This window comes from Halopseudomonas xiamenensis (assembly GCF_014219065.1).
GTDB lineage: Bacteria > Pseudomonadota > Gammaproteobacteria > Pseudomonadales > Pseudomonadaceae > Halopseudomonas > Halopseudomonas xiamenensis.
In genome coordinates this window covers 77,213-94,502 of record NZ_JACLGO010000011.1, presented here as the reverse complement: position 1 = coordinate 94,502, position 17,290 = coordinate 77,213, and the positions used below count along the sequence as shown (strand labels likewise).

Below are 17,290 nucleotides of genomic sequence, written 5' to 3'. Positions count from 1 at the left end.
GAGAAGACTCGAACTTCCACGGCCGTGAAGCCACTAGCACCTGAAGCTAGCGTGTCTACCAATTTCACCACCTGGGCGTGTCATTCGATCTGGCGGGCGTGGCGCTCGCAGATCATGCCGACCTGGCATTGCTGCTACTTAATCAAAAAAACCGGACCTTGGTCCGGTTTTCGGAATTGGTGCCCAGGAGAAGACTCGAACTTCCACGGCCGTGAAGCCACTAGCACCTGAAGCTAGCGTGTCTACCAATTTCACCACCTGGGCATGCCATCTCGACGTCTCTGCTATGCTGAACCTGTTTGGCTCGCGGTGCAACCGATGTCGTGTTGACGGCGCGAATGATACGCAGCAGGAAAAATCTTGTAAACCCCTGTTTGCAAAAAAATTATCCCACGGGAAATATGGTGCAAGAAACCGCGTTTCGCGGTTCAATAGGCGTCTATGACGAAAAAGACCAAACCTCAAGACTCGATGCCTGCATCGAGCACTGCTGCTGGTGCGGCCAACTGGGTCGAACTGGACCCGGCGGCGCAACGTGAAGCAGAGAAATACGACAACCCCATTCCCAGTCGTGAACTGATCCTCAAGCTGTTGGCCGAGCGCGGTGCGCCGGCGACGCGGGCACAGTTGCAGCAGGAATTCGGGTTGTATGACGAAGATGGGATCGAGGCCCTGCGCCGGCGCCTGCGCGCCATGGAGCGCGATGGCCAACTGATCTACACCCGGCGTGGCGCCTATGCCCCGGTGGACAAGCTCGACCTGATCAGCGGTCGGGTGCAGGGCCACCGGGACGGCTTCGGCTTCCTGGTGCCCGACGATGGCGGTGAGGACCTGTTCCTCGGGCCGTCGCAGATGCGCGTGGTGTTCGATGGTGACCGGGTACTCGGTCGGGTTACCGGTGTCGATCGCCGTGGACGCAGCGAGGGTGCGATCGTCGAGGTGATCGAGCGGGCCCATGAGTTGCTGGTCGGCCGCTATTACGAAGAGGGCGGCATCGGCTACGTGGCTGCCGACAGCGCCCGGATCAATCACGAAGTCCTGGTACCGCCAGGCTGCGCCGGCGGGGCCAAATCCGGCCAGTATGTCGAGGTGCGCATCACCCACTGGCCGACCATGAGCCGCCAGGCCCAGGGCGAAGTGATCGAAGTGGTCGGCGACTATATGGCGCCGGGCGTGGAGATCGAAGTCGCGCTGCGCAGTTACGATATTCCCAGCGTCTGGCCGCAGGAAGTGGTGGACGAGGCGGCCAGGCTGCCCGACTACGTGGTCGAGAAGGACAAGGCCAAGCGGGTCGATCTGAGACATCTGCCGCTGGTCACTATCGACGGCGAGGATGCCCGCGACTTCGATGACGCTGTGTATTGCGAGCCGCGCAAGGCCAGCGGCTGGCGCCTGTTCGCCGGTGGCTGGAAGCTGTATGTGGCGATCGCCGACGTCTCCCACTACGTGCCGCTGGGCTCGGAGCTGGATGCCGAAGCCGAGCTGCGCGGCACTTCGGTGTATTTCCCCAGCGAAGTCATCCCGATGTTGCCGGAGGCAATCTCCAACGGCCTGTGTTCGCTGATGCCGAATGTCGACCGTCTGGCCATGGTCTGTGAAATGACCATCTCCAAGAGCGGTGAACTGACCGATTTCGAGTTCTATGAAGCGGTGATCCATTCCCATGCACGGCTGACCTACAACAAGGTGTCGAGCATGCTGGAGCACCCGCGCAGCCGTGAAGGCAAGGCGCTGAGTGCCGAATATGCCGAGGTGCTGCCGCACCTGAAGAACCTGTACGAGCTGTACAAGGCGCTGGCCAAGGCACGGCATGGTCGCGGTGCGATCGATTTCGAAACCACCGAGACGCGCATGCTGTTCGGCGACGACCGCAAGATCACCGAGATCCTGCCGACCACCCGCAACGATGCGCACAAGATCATCGAGGAGTGCATGCTGTGTGCCAACGTCGCCACCGCGCGCTTCCTGCAGGACCTGGAGATTCCCGGCCTGTACCGGGTGCATGACGGACCCAAGCCGGAGAAGGTCGAGCGCCTGCGCCAGTTCCTCGGTTCCATGGGGCTGTCGCTGACCCGCAAGAAGGGCGACCCGACTCCCGAGGACTATGCTGCGGTGCTGGAGAAGGTGCAGGACCGTCCCGATGCCCAGCTGATCCAGACAGTCATGCTGCGCTCGTTGAGCCAGGCGGTCTATACGCCGCACAACGCCGGGCACTTCGGTCTGAACTACGAAGCCTATACCCACTTCACCTCGCCGATCCGGCGTTACCCGGACCTGCTGGTGCACCGCGCCATCCGTTCGGTGATCCGCTCGCGCAGGAAAACCGACCTGGTGCGCCGTTCCGGCGCCGGTACCCTGCCCAAGGCGGCGATCTATCCGTACGACCTGGCGGCGCTGGAGCGCCTGGGCGAACAGTGCTCGCAGAACGAGCGGCGCGCCGACGAGGCGACCCGGGACGTGGTCAGCTGGCTCAAGTGCGAGTTCATGCAGGACCGCGTCGGTGAGAACTTCGATGGCCTGGTGACCGCGGTGACCGGCTTCGGCCTGTTCGTCGAGCTGACCGATATCTACGTCGAGGGACTGGTGCATGTCACCGCCTTGCCGGCCGACTACTACAATTTCGATGCGGTGCACCACAGTCTGGTCGGCGAGCGCGCCGGCCGTACCTTCCGCCTGGGTGATTCGATCCGGGTGCAGGTGGTACGGGTGGATCTGGACGAGCGCAAGATCGACTTCGAGATGGCCTCCGACCGGCCGGTGGCACCTAACGCCAAGGACAGTCGTGCGGTGCGCGAGAAGCTGCTGAGCGAGGCGCGCAAGGCCGCGGAGGCGAACGCGCGCCCCGGCAAGCCGAAGTCGGGCAAGTCGGGAAGAGGGCGGGACGGTAAACCGGCCCTGAGCGCGACCCGCGCTGGTACCAAGCGCGGCGCGGTGGAGCACAAGCCGGCCGGCAAGAAGCCCTCGGCCCCGCGCAAGCGCAAGATCAATTGATGGGCAGTTGAAGCATTCATGAGCGAGTTGGAATACATCTATGGCCTGCACGCGGTGCAGGCCATGCTGGAGCAGTCACCGAAGCGGGTCAAACGCCTGATCCTGCAGCGCGGACGGCTGGATGCGCGGATGCAGGCGGTGCTGGAGTTGGCGGCTGCCGAGGCCATCGACAGCGACCGGGTGCTGCCCGAGGAGCTGGAGCGGCTGGCCGCCGGTGGCGTGCACCAGGGGGTGGTCGCTGCGGTGACGCCGAGCCAGTTGTGGTCCGAGGAAATGCTCGGTCATCTGCTGGATCGGCACCAGGGTGTGCCATTGCTGTTGGTGCTCGATGGCGTCACTGATCCGCACAACCTCGGTGCCTGCCTGCGCAGTGCCGATGCGGCGGGCGCGCAGGCGGTGATCATCCCCCGTGATCGCTCCGCCAGCTTGTCGCCGACGGTACGCAAGGTCGCCTGTGGCGCCGCCGAAACCGTACCGCTGGTGGCGGTGACCAATCTTGCTCGCACGCTCAAGCAATTGCAGCAGCGCGGGCTGTGGGTGGTCGGCACCGCTGGCGAGGCGCAGCAGTTGCTGTACCAGGTCGACCTGAGCGTGCCCACGGTGATCGTCATGGGCGCCGAAGGCGCCGGCATGCGCCGCCTGACACGCGAGCACTGCGATTACCTGGCCAAGCTGCCAATGGCCGGTGGCGTCAGCAGTCTGAACGTCTCGGTGGCGGCGGGTATCTGTCTGTTCGAGGCGGTGCGCCAGCGTACTGCAGGAATGCCCTAGCTTTTCCTCACCTCTCCTGGCTGTGGCGGTCCGGGTTTCACCGGGTAGCTGCTGTTCGATGCCGCGGCCGTCACCAGCGCCAACAGCTCATCATGAATATGACTAAAGGTCCGGTGAAATCAATTCATTTTCACTGGGCCAGGGCCGCAGCCTAGAATGCGTCGCAAATACCACACGATGTAAATATTACCGAGTGAAAAGCCGGAAAAGAGAATCTGAGTGTTCTCGAGAACAAGAAATAAATTCAGGTTCCAGCTCGATAATCAGGATGCCAGGTTGCGATGAACAAAGATTTCAGTTTTGCTGTTAACAGTATTCGTTTCGATGAGAATTACCGCCCCGCCGACAATACGCGTATTACTACCAACTTTGCCAACCTGGCCAGAGGGACCAATCGCCAGGAGAATCTGCGCAACGCCTTGAACATGATTGACAATCGCTTCAACGCCCTGGCGCATTGGGGTAACCCCAGGGGCGATCGTTATGCTGTCGAGCTTGAAATCATTTCCGTCGAGATGAATATCGATGCGCAAGGTGCTGGTGGTGCTCTTCCGTTGATCGAGATATTGAAAACGAATATTGTCGATCGCAAGACCAATGAGCGCATTGAGGGTGTTGTAGGGAATAACTTCTCCTCCTACGTACGGGATTATGATTTCAGTGTGGTGCTGCTGGAGCACAACAGAGATCAGCCCGGATTCAGCGTGCCGGATGATTTTGGCGATCTGCATGGCAAGCTGTTCAAGTGCTTCGTGAATTCGAGCGCTTACAGGGAGAACTTCAATAAGCCGCCGGTCATATGTCTCAGTGTGTCGAGTAGCAAGACCTATCATCGGACTGAAAATCAGCATCCTGTATTGGGTTTTGAATACCAGCAGGACGAATATTCCCTGACTGATGAATATTTCAGGAAAATGGGGCTGAAGGTTCGCTATTTCATGCCGCCGAACAGTGTGGCGCCTTTGGCTTTCTATTTTGCCGGTGATTTGCTTGGCGATTACACCAATCTTGAGCTGATCAGTACCATCAGCACGATGGATACCTTTCAGAAAATCTATCGGCCCGAGATCTATAATGCGAACTCTGCAGCAGGCAAATCCTATCAACCCAGTTTGAAACACCAGGATTATTCGTTGACCCGGATTGTTTATGACCGAGAGGAACGCAGCCGGCTGGCTGTCGAGCAGGGGAAGTTTGCCGAGGAGCAGTTCATCAAGCCATACCGTGCTGTGCTTGAGCAGTGGTCGGCCAATTACGCTCTTTGACTAATCGAAAACACAAGGTCCTCTGTCATGAAAAAATTGTTACCCACGTCAACCGCTGGCAGCCTGCCCAAGCCTTCCTGGCTGGCGCAACCTGAGACCCTCTGGTCACCCTGGAAACTGCAGGGTGAGGAGCTGGTCGAGGGCAAGCAGGATGCTTTGCGTTTGTCCTTGCACGAACAGCAACAGGCCGGCATCGATATCGTCAGTGATGGCGAGCAGACCCGCCAGCATTTCGTCACCACCTTTATCGAGCACCTCGAGGGTGTCGATTTTGAAAAACGCGAGACCGTGCGGATTCGTGATCGCTATGATGCGAGCGTACCCTCGGTGGTCGGGGACGTTGCCCGGCGCAAGCCGGTGTTTGTCGAGGATGCCAGGTTCCTGCGGCAGCAGACCAGCCAGCCCATCAAATGGGCTCTGCCTGGCCCCATGACCATGATCGATACGCTCTATGATGGTCACTACAAGAGTCGTGAAAAGCTGGCCTGGGAGTTCGCCCAGATCCTCAATCAGGAGGCCCGGGAGCTGGAAGCGGCTGGTGTCGATATCATCCAGTTCGACGAGCCGGCCTTCAATGTGTTCTTCGATGAGGTCAATGACTGGGGGGTGGCTACCCTGGAACGGGCCATTGAAGGTCTCAAGTGCGAAACGGCCGTGCATATCTGCTATGGCTATGGCATCAAGGCCAATACCGACTGGAAGAAGACGCTGGGCTCGGAGTGGCGGCAATATGAAGAGGCTTTCCCCAAGCTGCAGAAATCCAGTATCGGCATGGTCTCGCTGGAATGTCACAACTCCCATGTGCCGATGGACCTGATCGAACTCATCCGTGGCAAGAAGGTGATGGTGGGGGCCATTGACGTGGCGACCAATACCATTGAAACGCCAGAGGAAGTGGCCGATACCCTGCGCAAGGCACTGCAGTTTGTCGATGCCGACAAGCTCTATCCCTGCACCAACTGTGGCATGGCCCCGCTGCCTCGCCAGGTGGCGCGGGGCAAGTTGAGTGCCTTGAGCGCAGGCGCCGACATCGTCCGCAGAGAACTGTCCATCTAAGTCAGCGGCAATGGCCGGGCGGCTTCAGGCTGCCCCGGCACTGTCGAGCCGCACCGCCTTGTTCAGGATCTGTCATGTCTCTTTCCAGTACCGCCATCGAGCCCTTGAGCTTTCGCAAGGCGCTCGGGCATTACGCATCCGGTATCACGGTCATCACCTCACACATTGATGACCAGCCGCTGGGCTTCACCTGCCAGTCGTTCTACAGCGTGTCGATGAACCCGCCGCTGGTGTCATTCAGCGTCATGTCCAGTTCGGCCAGCTACCCCGGCATTCGCCAGGCCGGCCGGTTCGCCGTCAATATCCTGTCCGACGAGCAGGCCGGGATATCCAACCAGTTCGCCCGGCAAGGCACGGACAAGTGGCGCGGAGTGCAATGGCAGGCATCGCCGCTGGGCAATCCGATCATTGCCGGCAGTCTGCACTGGCTGGATTGCGAGATTCACGCCGAACATGCCGCAGGCGATCACCTGATCGTGATCGGTGAAGTGAAAGCACTGAATCTGCAGGAAGCAACTGCTACGCAGCCATTGCTGTATTTCAAGGGCCAGTATTGCAACCTCGCCGGGTAGGGCGCGGCGCTAGCGTTTGCCTGCACTGCCGCTTTTCCTTGCCAGTTTCGGGCCACTTCTCTAGAATGGCCGCCCCAAACCTGAGTTCTACTCCTTGCCAGACCATTTTGGGTGGCTGGCTATAACCCGTAAGGAGCACCTAATGCGTCATTACGAAATCGTATTTCTGGTTCATCCGGATCAAAGTGAGCAAGTCAGCGGCATGGTCGAGCGCTATACCAAGCTGATCGAAGAAGACGGCGGCAAGATCCACCGTCTGGAAGATTGGGGCCGCCGTCAACTGGCCTACCCGATCGACAAGATCCACAAGGCTCACTACATCATGCTCAACGTCGAGTGCAGCGCCAAGGCACTGGAAGAGCTGACTGAAAACTTCCGTTACAACGACGCGGTCATCCGTAACATGGTCATCCGTCGTGACGAAGCCGTCACCGAACAGTCCGACATGCTCAAGCCTGAAGACACTGGTCGTGGTGAGCGTCGTGAGCGCCGCGAGCGTTCTGACGACGACAACGACGCCGGTAACGATGCTGATGACAGCAACGACGCCGATGCCGGTGACGACGAGTAAGTTTTTCGGTTCCCCATTCCAGTTATAAGGAGACGCTGCCATGGCACGTTTTTTCCGTCGCAGAAAGTTCTGCCGTTTCACCGCTGAAGGCGTTAAAGAGATCGATTACAAGGATCTCAACACCCTGAAGGCCTACATCACCGAAACCGGCAAGATCGTACCCAGCCGTATCACCGGTACAAAGGCCAAGTACCAGCGTCAGCTGGCTGTCGCCATCAAGCGCGCCCGCTACCTGGCCCTGCTGCCCTACACCGACAGTCACGGTCGTTGAGTAGCAGATCGAACCTGTAATCAGGGGATACTGAACCGCTATGCGTGGTCTGGCTGAATACATCATGCGCGGTCGCAGGGAGGCTACTCTTGCAGTAGCGATCGCCGCGGCCATACCACTGCTGTTCTGGTTCAGTGCGGCGGCCCTGGCGCTGGTAATCCTGCGTCGTGGGCTGTCCGAGGCGTTACCGATTCTTGTATGGGGCATGTTGCCGGCACTGGTCTGGTCCTTTCTCGGGGACCTGACGCCCTTGCTGGTCATGCTCGGCAGCTCCGCCCTGGCGGTGGTGCTGCGCCAGCACAACGACTGGCTCCGGGTGCTGCTGCTGGCGGTGCCGCTGGGTGTGGTATTCGCCGTGGCGCTGTTGATGGCGCTTGGCGAACCGCTGCAGGCCCTGGCCGCCGGGTTCCGCGAGATGCTGCCGGAGTTGCTCGGGCAGATGGGCGTGCAGCTCGACGAGGCAGCCAGGGCAGCACTGCTGGCGCGCCTGGATGAGCTGATGATCCCGGTGCTCGGCGGGGTGATGGGGGCCATGCATATGCTGATGGTCCTGTTCAGCCTGATGATCGCACGGTCCTGGCAGGCCCGGTTGTACAACCCGGGTGGTTTCCGCCAGGAGTTTCATCAGCTGCGCCTGACGCCGCTGGCCAGTATCGGTCTGCTGATCGTGGTGGTGCTGGCGCCGCAGTGGCCGCAACTGGCCATGTTGTCGCCGGTGGCCAGCGTACCGCTGCTGGTGGCCGGGTTTGCCCTGCTGCATGGTGTGGTTGGTATCAAGAATCTGGGTACAGGCTGGTTGATCGGGAGTTATGTGCTGTTCGTCCTGTTCATCCGGTTCGCCTACCCGCTGATTGTGTTTTTGGCATTTGTAGATAGCTTGTTCGACTTTCGCTCACGCATGCGGCCACCTTCGGGTTCGCGCGGTGATGACGACTCGAACAGCCAAGGTTGAATTCAAAGAGGTCATCGCAATGGAAGTTATCCTGCTCGAAAAGATCGCGAATCTGGGTAGCCTGGGCGACAAGGTCGCCGTCAAAGCTGGCTACGCTCGCAATTTCCTGTTGCCGTTCGGTAAGGCAACCCCGGCTACCGCCGCCAACATCGAAGCCTTCGAAGCGCGTCGCGCTGAGCTGGAAAAGATCGCTGCCGAGAAGACTGCCGAGGCCGAAGCCCGCGCAGCCAAGCTGGCCGATCTGACCGTCACCATCAGCGCCAACGCTGGTGAGGAAGGCAAGCTGTTCGGTTCCATCGGTACTCGCGACATCGCTGATGCCGTGACCGCCGCTGGCGTTCAGCTGGAAAAAAGCGAAGTGCGCCTGCCGGAAGGCCCGCTGCGCGCTGTCGGTGAGTTCGACGTGGCTGTGCACCTGCACACCGACGTCGAGGCTACCGTCAAGCTGGTGGTTGTTGCCGGCTAAGCGGTACCCCGCAACTGCAAGACCTGTCACCCGGTCCCGACCTGTGGTCGCGATCGGGTGATTTGCTCTGGTAGACTTGCCAGCACGGCGCCTGTCGCAAGACGGCGCCGTGTTGTTGTTTGTGAAGCCCGCCCATCCAGGATTCGAGCCTGTGCCCATGAGTGATCAGATTTACGCCGCGCGTCCCGAGTTGGATCTGCAAACCACCGCATTGAAGATTCCACCGCATTCGATCGAGGCCGAACAGGCCGTGCTTGGCGGCGTCATGTTGGAGAACACCGCCTGGGAGCGGGTCGCCGAGCTGGTCAGTGAGACCGATTTCTACCGCCACGACCACCGCCTGATCTTCCGGGCGCTGGTGGGCCTGGCCGCGCGCAACCAGCCGTTCGACGTGGTCACCCTGGCCGAGGAGCTGGACCGCGAGGGACTGATCGACCAGGTCGGTGGGCTGGCCTATCTTGGTCAGCTGGCGAAGAACACGCCATCGGCGGCCAATATCAGCGCCTACGCACAGATCATCCGTGAGCGCGCCACCATGCGCCAGTTGATCAGTGTCAGTACCGAGATTACCGATACCGCCTTCAACCCCAAGGGCATGCAGCCCAACGAGGTGCTGGACGAGGCCGAGCGCAAGATCTTCGCCATCGCCGAGAGCCGGCCCAAGAGCGGTGGCCCGGAATCGGTCACCACCCTGCTGACCAAGGCCATCGACCGCATCGACACGCTGTTCAACAGCGAAGGCTCGATCACCGGGCTGTCCACCGGCTTCACCGACCTGGACGGCATGACCTCGGGATTGCAGCCGGCGGACCTGATCATCGTCGCCGGTCGTCCGTCCATGGGCAAGACCACCTTCGCCATGAACCTGGTGGAAAACGCGGTCATGGGCAGCGACAAGGCCTGCCTGGTGTTTTCGCTGGAGATGCCGGGCGAATCGCTGATCATGCGTATGCTGTCGTCGCTGGGGCGGATCGACCAGACCAAGGTGCGTTCCGGCCGGCTGGACGACGACGACTGGCCGCGGCTGACTTCGGCGGTGAACCTGCTCAATGACCGTAAGCTGTTCATCGATGACACCGCCGGCCTGTCGCCGATGGAAATGCGCGCCCGTGCCCGGCGTGTGGTGCGCGAGCACGGTGACCTGTCGCTGATCATGATCGACTACCTGCAGCTGATGCGCATCGGTGGCGCCTCCTCGGAGAACCGCACCAACGAGATCTCCGAGATTTCCCGCTCGCTCAAGGCGCTGGCCAAGGAGTTCAACGTGCCGGTGGTGGCGCTGTCGCAGCTCAACCGCTCGCTGGAGCAGCGCCCGAACAAGCGCCCGATCAACTCCGACCTGCGTGAATCCGGTGCGATCGAGCAGGATGCCGACGTCATCATGTTCGTCTACCGCGACGAGGTCTACCATCCCGACACCCAGGACAAGGGTATCGCCGAGCTGATCATCGGCAAGCAGCGTAACGGCCCGATCGGCACCTGCCGCATGGCCTTCATAGGCAAATACACCCGATTCGAAAACCTCGCGCCCGGTTCCTACCAGGGCTACGGGGAGGAGTAAGTCATGGCACTGAGCATGCCCAGGGCCAGGGCCCTGTTCGATTATCCGCGCTACTGGGCCGAGTGCTTCGGTCCGGCGCCCTTTCTGCCGATGAGCCGCGAGGAAATGGACCAGCTCGGCTGGGACAGCTGCGACATCATCATCGTCACGGGTGACTCCTATGTCGATCATCCGTCCTTCGGCATGGCCATCATCGGCCGCCTGCTGGAAGCGCAGGGCTTTCGCGTCGGCATGATCAGCCAGCCGGACTGGCAGAGCAAGGACGACTTCATGAAGCTGGGCAAGCCGAACCTGTTCTTCGGGGTGGCCGCCGGCAACATGGACTCGATGATCAACCGCTATACCGCCGATCGCAAGATCCGCTCCGACGACGCCTACACCGCCGGCGGCAAGGCCGGCAAGCGTCCCGACCGGGCCAGCCTGTCCTACTGCCAGCGCTGCCGGGAGGCGTACAAGGATGTGCCGATCATCCTCGGCGGGATCGAGGCATCGCTGCGGCGCATTGCCCATTATGACTACTGGCAGGACAAGGTCCGGCCCTCACTGCTGATCAACACCAAGGCCGATATCCTGATCTATGGCAACGCCGAGCGGGCGGTGGTGGAAGTGGCGCAGCGCCTGAGCCAGGGCGAGCAGGTCGCCAGCCTGACCGACATACGCGGCACCGCCTTCATTCGCAAGGATACGCCCGAGGGCTGGTTCGAGCTGGACTCGACCCGGGTGGACCGCCCCGGCCGTATCGACAAGATCATCAACCCCTATGTCAACACCCAGGACACCGCTGCCTGCGCTGTGGAGCAGGCCAAGGCCGAGGACGAGGTGCCCGGCAGCGACGACGCGGTGCAGGTGGTCGAGCTGCTGCACCATCCGCGCCTGGAGCGCGACCGCACGGTGATCCGTTTGCCGTCCTATGAAAAGGTGCGCAACGACCCGGTGCTCTACGCCCATGCCAACCGTGTGCTGCACCTGGAAACCAACCCGGGCAACGCCCGGGCGCTGGTGCAGCGCCATGGCGAGCGGGACGTGTGGTTCAATCCGCCGCCGATTCCGCTGAGTACCGAGGAAATGGACTACGTGTTCGGGCTGCCCTACGCGCGCATACCGCACCCGGCCTATGGCGATGCGAAGATTCCCGCCTATGACATGATCCGCTTCTCGGTGAACATCATGCGTGGCTGCTTCGGTGGCTGCACCTTCTGCTCGATCACCGAGCACGAGGGGCGCATCATCCAGAGCCGCTCGCACGAGTCTATCCTCAATGAGATCGAGGAGATCCGCGACAAGGTGCCGGGCTTCACCGGGACCATCTCCGACCTCGGTGGGCCGACCGCCAACATGTACCGCCTGGCCTGCAAGAGCCCGGAGATCGAGGCCTCCTGCCGCAAGCCGTCCTGCGTCTGGCCAGGCGTGTGCGACAACCTGAACACCGACCACTCATCCCTGGTCGGGCTGTACCGCAAGGCGCGGGAACTGCCCGGGGTCAAGCGCATCCTGATCGCCTCGGGGCTGCGCTACGACCTGGCAGTGCGCTCGCCGGAATACGTCAAGGAACTGGTGACCCATCATGTCGGCGGTTACCTGAAGATCGCGCCCGAGCACACCGAGGAAGGGCCGCTGTCGAAGATGATGAAGCCGGGGATCGGCACCTACGACGCGTTCAGGAAGATGTTCGAGAAGTACACCAAGGAAGCGGGCAAGGAACAGTACCTGATTCCCTACTTCATCGCGGCTCACCCCGGTACCACCGACGAGGACATGATGAACCTGGCGCTGTGGCTCAAGCGCAATGGTTTTCGCGCCGACCAGGTCCAGGCCTTCTATCCTTCGCCGATGGCGACCGCCACCGCCATGTACCACTCCGGCAAGAACCCGCTGCGCAAGATCGGCTACAAGAGCGAGGCGGTCGGTATCGTCAAGGGCGAGCGCCAGAGGCGGCTGCACAAGGCGTTCCTGCGCTATCACGATGCGAAGAACTGGCCGCTGCTGCGCGAGGCGCTGACCGAGATGGGCCGTGCCGACCTGATCGGTAACAGCAAGCAGCACCTGATCCCCACCTACCAGCCGGCGGTCGAAGGTTCGTCGGCTGGACGCCGCCCGGGCAATGCGCCGGCCGGCGCGAAGAAGGGCGGGCGCCTGCTGACCCAGCATACCGGCCTGCCGCCGCGCGATACCGGTGCGGGCAAGGGCAAGCGTCGGGGTGGGAGCAACCGACCGTCGCGCTGATCTGCCTATGGCGGCCATTGATAAACTGCAATGGCCGCCGCTGCGGTGCTGGGGCAGGATAGGGGCAGTTCAACAGGAGGAACTGCCATGTCCATACGCACCATAGTTCATAGTCTGCTGGTCAGCTATGCCGCCGCCAGCAGTGGCGCCGCCGCGGAAGAAGTCGCCGTCAACTGATCCATTAGCGCTACACCCGGTTGGGTTGGCGAGCGCCTGCTCGCCGACAGGTCCCCGCCGCTGGGAGGCTGCTGGCGTAGCGCAGGCGCGCTACACCCCGATCGCGCCTTTGTGGGTTGCCGCGCGCCTGCGCGACGACAGAGGCGGTTCAGCCCTCGCGCGGTTCCGGGGTGCGGTGCTCCATCCAGTAATCCAGCAGGGCCTTGAGCTGGGCCAGTTCGACGGGCTTGGCCATGTGTCCGTCCATGCCCGACAGGCGCGCACGCTCACGGTGTTCGGGCAGGATATGCGCAGTCAGGGCGATGATGGGTACCGGTGCCAGCGCATGCTGTCGTTCCCAGCGCCGAATCTGCTCGGTGGCGGTGAAACCGTCCATTTCCTGCATCTCGCAATCCATCAGCACCAGGTCGTAATGCCCCTGCTTGACCGCCTCTACCGCCTTCCTGCCATTGTCCACCGAGTCGCAGCTGACCTTGAGCTTGGACAGCATGCCGTGGATGACCCGGCTGGACACCGCGTTGTCCTCGGCCACCAGTACCTGGAAGGTGCCTTCGGCCGGTTCGGCACGCGATTCTTCCACAACGGCTGCGGCGTTGCTCTGGGCACTATGCTGTTGCCATTCATCGATCAGCGTGGCCCGCAGGGTGGAACCGGACACCGGCTTGTTCAGCACCCGGCGAATCCCGGCATTGCGCGCGACTATGCGGCTGGGCAACTGGTTGATGCCGGTGAGCATGATGATCAGCAGGTCGGTGCTGATGGTGGGGTCGTCCTTGATCTTGCTGGCCAGTTCCAGGCCGCTCATGCCGGGCATGGACTGATCCACCAGCAGGATATCGAAGGGGCTGTCCAGGTTCGCCTGGGCACGCAGCAGGGCCAGCGCCTCGCGGCCGCTGGAGGCGGTGCGGGGAATCATCTGCCAGGCGCTGGCCTGCTGCTGCAGGACCTTGCGGCAGGTGGCGTTGTCATCGACGATCAGGATGCTGCGATCGACCAGGCAATGGCCCTGCTGGTCCACCTCGGCCGGGCTGTCGAAGAAGCGCGCCGGCAGCATCACCCACACGGTGCTACCTTCGCCGGGGGCATTCTTGATGCCCAACTGGCCATTCATCATGCGCACCAGGCGTTGCGAGATATACAGCGACAGCTGGCCCTGGCGTTCGATCATGTCCACCAGCAATTCGCTGGGAACGGCCTCGTCGAGCAGGCTGCTGCGTGCTTCGCTATCCATGCCATGTCCGGTGTCCTGGATGGCGAAGCGCAGCAACGCCTGCTCCGGTGCCTGGCTCTCCAATGCCGCCACCAGCAGGATCTCGCCCTCGTCGGTATTGAGCATGGCATTGCTCAGCAGGCTCATGATGATCTGGCGCAGGCGCGCGGGATCGCCCTCCATCATGCGTGGTACGTCCGGGTGCACGAAGCTGATCAGCTCGATCGGCTGGTTGCTGAGGCGGTGGCGACAGCTCTCCAGGCAATCCTCGATCAGTGAGTGCAGGTCGAAACGCAGGCTGTCGAGGATCAGTTGCCCGGATTCCAGGCGCGACAGGTCGAGAATGTCGTTGATCAGGTTGAGCAGATCGTTGCCCGAGCTGTGGATGGTCTGCACGTAGTCGCGCTGCTTGGCGGACAATGCGGTATCGAGCAGCAGCTCGGACATGCCCAGCACACCATTCATCGGTGTGCGAATTTCGTGGCTGATGCGTGCCAGGAACCTGGCCCTGGCGCTGCGTTGGGCCAGAAAGGAGGTTTCGGCATGGTGCTGGCTGATCTGTTTCAGGGTGCTGCGCTGCAACTGCCGATACAGGCTCCACACATAGCACAGCAGAGCGCCCCACAGCAGCAGGTCGGCCAGGTGGTTCAGCTCGTGCGGGTGCGCGCCGAAGATCTGCTCCAGCAGCCAGCTGCCGATCAGCAGCAGGGTGCCGCCAAGGAATAGATGATCGATCGTCTCGCGCTTGAGCAGAGCCAGGCCGCTCAGCCCCAGCATGGTCAATGGCAGGCCGATGCGTACCACCGACAGGATGGACTCGGCCAGTACCGGCTGGGCAATGCTGAGCAACAGCAGCAGCGCACCGGCGACCAGGATGGCGATCCGCTCGCTGTGATCGCCCGAGGTGCCGGGCACCGGGTGCAGGCCATGCAGCGCCGCGGCGAGCACCACGAAGCCGGCCAGGCTCAACAGGGTGCCGGTCTGGCCATGCAGGAACGTCCAGTTATGCAATGCCCAGCCGATACTGCTCAAGCTGCTGAGTCCGAACAGCAGGGCGCTGATGGCCATCAGCAGGTGCAGTGGGTCGCGCCGCAGCAGGCCCTGCAGCAGCGAGTTCAGCGCCAGCGCCAGCAACAGGCCGACCAGCATGCCCTGCAGGGCCTGATGCCGGGTATGGATCTTGGTCGCCTCGCTCAGGGGAATCAGGCTGATATGGGTGCTGATTGGATAATCGTTCTGCAGGCGCACCAGCAGCTTCTGCCGGCTGCTATCGTGCACATTGACCGGAAAGGCGAAGCCGCCGTGGGGCAGGGGCATGCTGCTGCGGATATCGGCGGTGCCGCCGGAGTGACTGGTGCGCAGCAGGTCGTCCCTGAGCAGGTACACATTGATGCGGGCGATGGACGGGTTGTGCAGCTCCAGCAGATAGGTGTTCCGATGTTCCAGCGGTACCTGCACCCATAATGCCGAACCTGCCCCCGGCAGTTTCAGCGCCCCTTCGGCATTGGGTACGAACAGGTTGGCATAGCGGTTGGAGAGGATGTCATTGAGACCCAGCTGACCGCTGGTGTCGACGAAGGTCTGGTAACCGGCGGTTACGCCGCCGCCATGGGCCCAGGCGCTGCCGAGCAGCAGGCACAGGCCGAGCAGACTGCCGAGCCACAATCTGAAAATCTGCTTCACGTATTCATGTCCTGTCCCTGGTTCATGCCGCTATTCTGCGGAGCAGGACTGCCGAGCGCAAGGGCTGGCCGGATGATATGGCGGGAGAGAACCGAGAATGACAGCATCCCGGGGCCTGGGGCCCCGGGACCGCAGAGGGTGGACTCAGGCCTCGCGCTCTATCGCCCGGTAGCCGATATCCGAGCGGTAGAAGCAGCCATCCCAGCTGATCTTGCGCGCCAGCTCGTAGGCACCTTGCTGGGCCGCGCGGACATTCTCGCCCAGTGCGGTGGCGCACAGCACCCGGCCGCCCTGGGTAACCACCTGGCCATCCTGCAGTGCGGTGCCGGCATGGAACACCTTGCCGTCGGCACTGATCGCCTGGTCCAGCCCGGTGATGGCATGGCCCTTGGTGTAGTCGCCGGGGTAGCCGCCGGCCGCCAGCACCACACCCAGGCTCGGGCGCGGGTCCCAATTGGCGTCGCAGCTGTCCAGCTTGCCATCCAGCGCGGCTTCCACCAGTTCCACCAGGCTGCTCTGCAGACGCAGCATGATCGGCTGGGTCTCCGGGTCGCCGAAGCGGCAGTTGAACTCGATGACCTTGGGCGCACCAGTCTGGTCGATCATCAGGCCGGCATACAGGAAGCCGGTATAGACGTTGCCTTCGGCGGCCATGCCGCGCACGGTCGGCCAGATGACCTCATCCATGACCCGCTGGTGCACCGCGTTGGTCACCACCGGCGCCGGGGAGTAGGCACCCATGCCGCCGGTATTGGGGCCGGTATCGGCATCGCCGACACGCTTGTGGTCCTGGCTGGTGGCCATCGGCAGCACGTTCTCGCCATCGACCATGACGATGAAGCTGGCTTCCTCGCCATCCAGGAACTCCTCGATCACCACCCGCGAGCCGGCGGCGCCGAAGGCATTGCCGGCGAGCATGTCGCGCACCGCGGCCTCGGCCTCTTCCAGGGTCATGGCGACGATCACGCCCTTGCCCGCAGCCAGGCCATCGGCCTTGATCACGATGGGAGCGCCCTGTTCGCGCAGGTAGGCCAGCGCCGGCTCGACTTCGGTGAAGTTGGCATAGGCGGCGGTGGGAATCGCGTGCCGGGCCAGGAAGTCCTTGGTGAAGGCCTTGGAGCCTTCCAGCTGGGCGGCGCCAGCGGTCGGGCCATAGCACTTGAGGCCGCGCTCGCGGAACAGATCGACCACGCCGGCCACCAGCGGTGCCTCCGGGCCGACGATGGTCAGCGCGACGTTGGCGGCGGCGAAGTCCGCCAGCTTGTCCAGTTCCAGCACGTCGATGGCGACGTTCTCGCACTTGGCCTCGATCGCGGTGCCGGCGTTGCCGGGGGCGACGAAGACCTTCTCGACGCGCTCATCCTGCGCCACTTTCCACGCCAGGGCGTGCTCACGCCCGCCGCTGCCGATAATCAATATGTTCATCTTGTCTTCCTCTGCTTATTCCGTCATTGCGAACCCTGCAAGGGTGAAGCAATCCATGGGCCGTGCAGTCTGCTCGATGGATTGCCGCGTCGCTGC

General features: G+C 62.2%; 13 protein-coding genes and 1 tRNA gene. 11 read left to right on the top strand and 3 right to left on the bottom strand.

Annotation, left to right across the window (positions count from 1 at the left end):
- Nucleotides 1-177: 177 nt before the first annotated feature.
- Nucleotides 178-264, bottom strand: a tRNA-Leu gene (locus H6X51_RS09645).
- Nucleotides 265-471: 207 nt separating this feature from the next.
- On the opposite strand from H6X51_RS09645, the gene rnr reads away from it, so the two are divergent.
- The 11 genes from rnr to H6X51_RS09590 all read left to right on the top strand — a co-directional run bounded on the left by rnr (nucleotide 472) and on the right by H6X51_RS09590 (nucleotide 12,699).
- The gene (gene rnr, locus H6X51_RS09640; RefSeq protein WP_185267330.1) at nucleotides 472-2,991 is read left to right on the top strand and encodes a ribonuclease R; all 2,520 of its coding nucleotides are present in this window, start codon (nucleotides 472-474) and stop codon (nucleotides 2,989-2,991) included.
- 18 nt (nucleotides 2,992-3,009) lie between these two features.
- The gene (rlmB, locus tag H6X51_RS09635) at nucleotides 3,010-3,762 is read left to right on the top strand and encodes a 23S rRNA (guanosine(2251)-2'-O)-methyltransferase RlmB (protein WP_185267329.1); all 753 of its coding nucleotides are present in this window, start codon (nucleotides 3,010-3,012) and stop codon (nucleotides 3,760-3,762) included.
- A 281-nt stretch (nucleotides 3,763-4,043) separates the two neighbouring features.
- On the top strand, nucleotides 4,044-5,027 hold the full coding sequence (locus tag H6X51_RS09630; protein ID WP_185267328.1) for a DUF1852 domain-containing protein: 984 nt from the start codon (nucleotides 4,044-4,046) through the stop codon (nucleotides 5,025-5,027).
- A 27-nt stretch (nucleotides 5,028-5,054) separates the two neighbouring features.
- On the top strand, nucleotides 5,055-6,083 hold the full coding sequence (locus H6X51_RS09625) for a methionine synthase (RefSeq protein WP_185267327.1): 1,029 nt from the start codon (nucleotides 5,055-5,057) through the stop codon (nucleotides 6,081-6,083).
- A gap of 74 nt (nucleotides 6,084-6,157) precedes the next feature.
- Nucleotides 6,158-6,655: a flavin reductase family protein gene (locus tag H6X51_RS09620; RefSeq protein ID WP_185267326.1), complete on the top strand. Its 498-nt coding sequence runs from the start codon at nucleotides 6,158-6,160 to the stop codon at nucleotides 6,653-6,655.
- Between the two features lie 142 nt (nucleotides 6,656-6,797).
- Nucleotides 6,798-7,226, top strand: coding sequence for a 30S ribosomal protein S6 (gene rpsF / locus H6X51_RS09615; protein WP_185267325.1), 429 nt, complete (start codon nucleotides 6,798-6,800; stop codon nucleotides 7,224-7,226).
- 40 nt (nucleotides 7,227-7,266) lie between these two features.
- On the top strand, nucleotides 7,267-7,497 hold the full coding sequence (gene rpsR / locus H6X51_RS09610) for a 30S ribosomal protein S18 (protein WP_090536524.1): 231 nt from the start codon (nucleotides 7,267-7,269) through the stop codon (nucleotides 7,495-7,497).
- A gap of 40 nt (nucleotides 7,498-7,537) precedes the next feature.
- Nucleotides 7,538-8,449 carry a YybS family protein gene (locus H6X51_RS09605; protein ID WP_185267324.1) on the top strand — a complete coding sequence of 304 codons (912 nt, stop codon included), beginning with the start codon at nucleotides 7,538-7,540 and terminating at the stop codon, nucleotides 8,447-8,449.
- 19 nt (nucleotides 8,450-8,468) lie between these two features.
- Nucleotides 8,469-8,915: a 50S ribosomal protein L9 gene (gene rplI, locus H6X51_RS09600; RefSeq protein ID WP_185267323.1), complete on the top strand. Its 447-nt coding sequence runs from the start codon at nucleotides 8,469-8,471 to the stop codon at nucleotides 8,913-8,915.
- 157 nt (nucleotides 8,916-9,072) lie between these two features.
- Nucleotides 9,073-10,476 carry a replicative DNA helicase gene (dnaB, locus tag H6X51_RS09595; protein ID WP_185267322.1) on the top strand — a complete coding sequence of 468 codons (1,404 nt, stop codon included), beginning with the start codon at nucleotides 9,073-9,075 and terminating at the stop codon, nucleotides 10,474-10,476.
- Between the two features lie 15 nt (nucleotides 10,477-10,491).
- Nucleotides 10,492-12,699 carry a YgiQ family radical SAM protein gene (locus H6X51_RS09590; protein ID WP_185267352.1) on the top strand — a complete coding sequence of 736 codons (2,208 nt, stop codon included), beginning with the start codon at nucleotides 10,492-10,494 and terminating at the stop codon, nucleotides 12,697-12,699.
- 325 nt (nucleotides 12,700-13,024) lie between these two features.
- On the opposite strand, the gene H6X51_RS09585 is transcribed toward H6X51_RS09590, so the two are convergent.
- Both H6X51_RS09585 and purD read right to left on the bottom strand, forming a co-directional pair.
- Entirely contained in the window at nucleotides 13,025-15,769 is a 2,745-nt protein-coding gene (locus H6X51_RS09585; protein ID WP_185267321.1) for a response regulator, read from the bottom strand.
- 144 nt (nucleotides 15,770-15,913) lie between these two features.
- Nucleotides 15,914-17,194, bottom strand: coding sequence for a phosphoribosylamine--glycine ligase (gene purD / locus H6X51_RS09580; protein WP_185267320.1), 1,281 nt, complete (start codon nucleotides 17,192-17,194; stop codon nucleotides 15,914-15,916).
- Nucleotides 17,195-17,290 lie beyond the last annotated feature (96 nt).

Excerpts from the sequence above, each read along its gene's own strand:
- rnr (WP_185267330.1), top strand. The coding sequence starts at position 472 with ATGCCTGCATCGAGCACTGCTGCTGGTGCGGCCAACTGGGTCGAACTG.
- rpsF (WP_185267325.1), top strand. The coding sequence starts at position 6,798 with ATGCGTCATTACGAAATCGTATTTCTGGTTCATCCGGATCAAAGTGAG.
- H6X51_RS09605 (WP_185267324.1), top strand. The coding sequence starts at position 7,538 with ATGCGTGGTCTGGCTGAATACATCATGCGCGGTCGCAGGGAGGCTACT.
- purD (WP_185267320.1), bottom strand. The coding sequence starts at position 17,194 with ATGAACATATTGATTATCGGCAGCGGCGGGCGTGAGCACGCCCTGGCG.
- rlmB (WP_185267329.1), top strand. The coding sequence starts at position 3,010 with ATGAGCGAGTTGGAATACATCTATGGCCTGCACGCGGTGCAGGCCATG.
- rpsR (WP_090536524.1), top strand. The coding sequence starts at position 7,267 with ATGGCACGTTTTTTCCGTCGCAGAAAGTTCTGCCGTTTCACCGCTGAA.
- H6X51_RS09625 (WP_185267327.1), top strand. The coding sequence starts at position 5,055 with ATGAAAAAATTGTTACCCACGTCAACCGCTGGCAGCCTGCCCAAGCCT.
- rplI (WP_185267323.1), top strand. The coding sequence starts at position 8,469 with ATGGAAGTTATCCTGCTCGAAAAGATCGCGAATCTGGGTAGCCTGGGC.
- H6X51_RS09630 (WP_185267328.1), top strand. The coding sequence starts at position 4,044 with ATGAACAAAGATTTCAGTTTTGCTGTTAACAGTATTCGTTTCGATGAG.
- H6X51_RS09620 (WP_185267326.1), top strand. The coding sequence starts at position 6,158 with ATGTCTCTTTCCAGTACCGCCATCGAGCCCTTGAGCTTTCGCAAGGCG.
- dnaB (WP_185267322.1), top strand. The coding sequence starts at position 9,073 with ATGAGTGATCAGATTTACGCCGCGCGTCCCGAGTTGGATCTGCAAACC.
- H6X51_RS09590 (WP_185267352.1), top strand. The coding sequence starts at position 10,492 with ATGCCCAGGGCCAGGGCCCTGTTCGATTATCCGCGCTACTGGGCCGAG.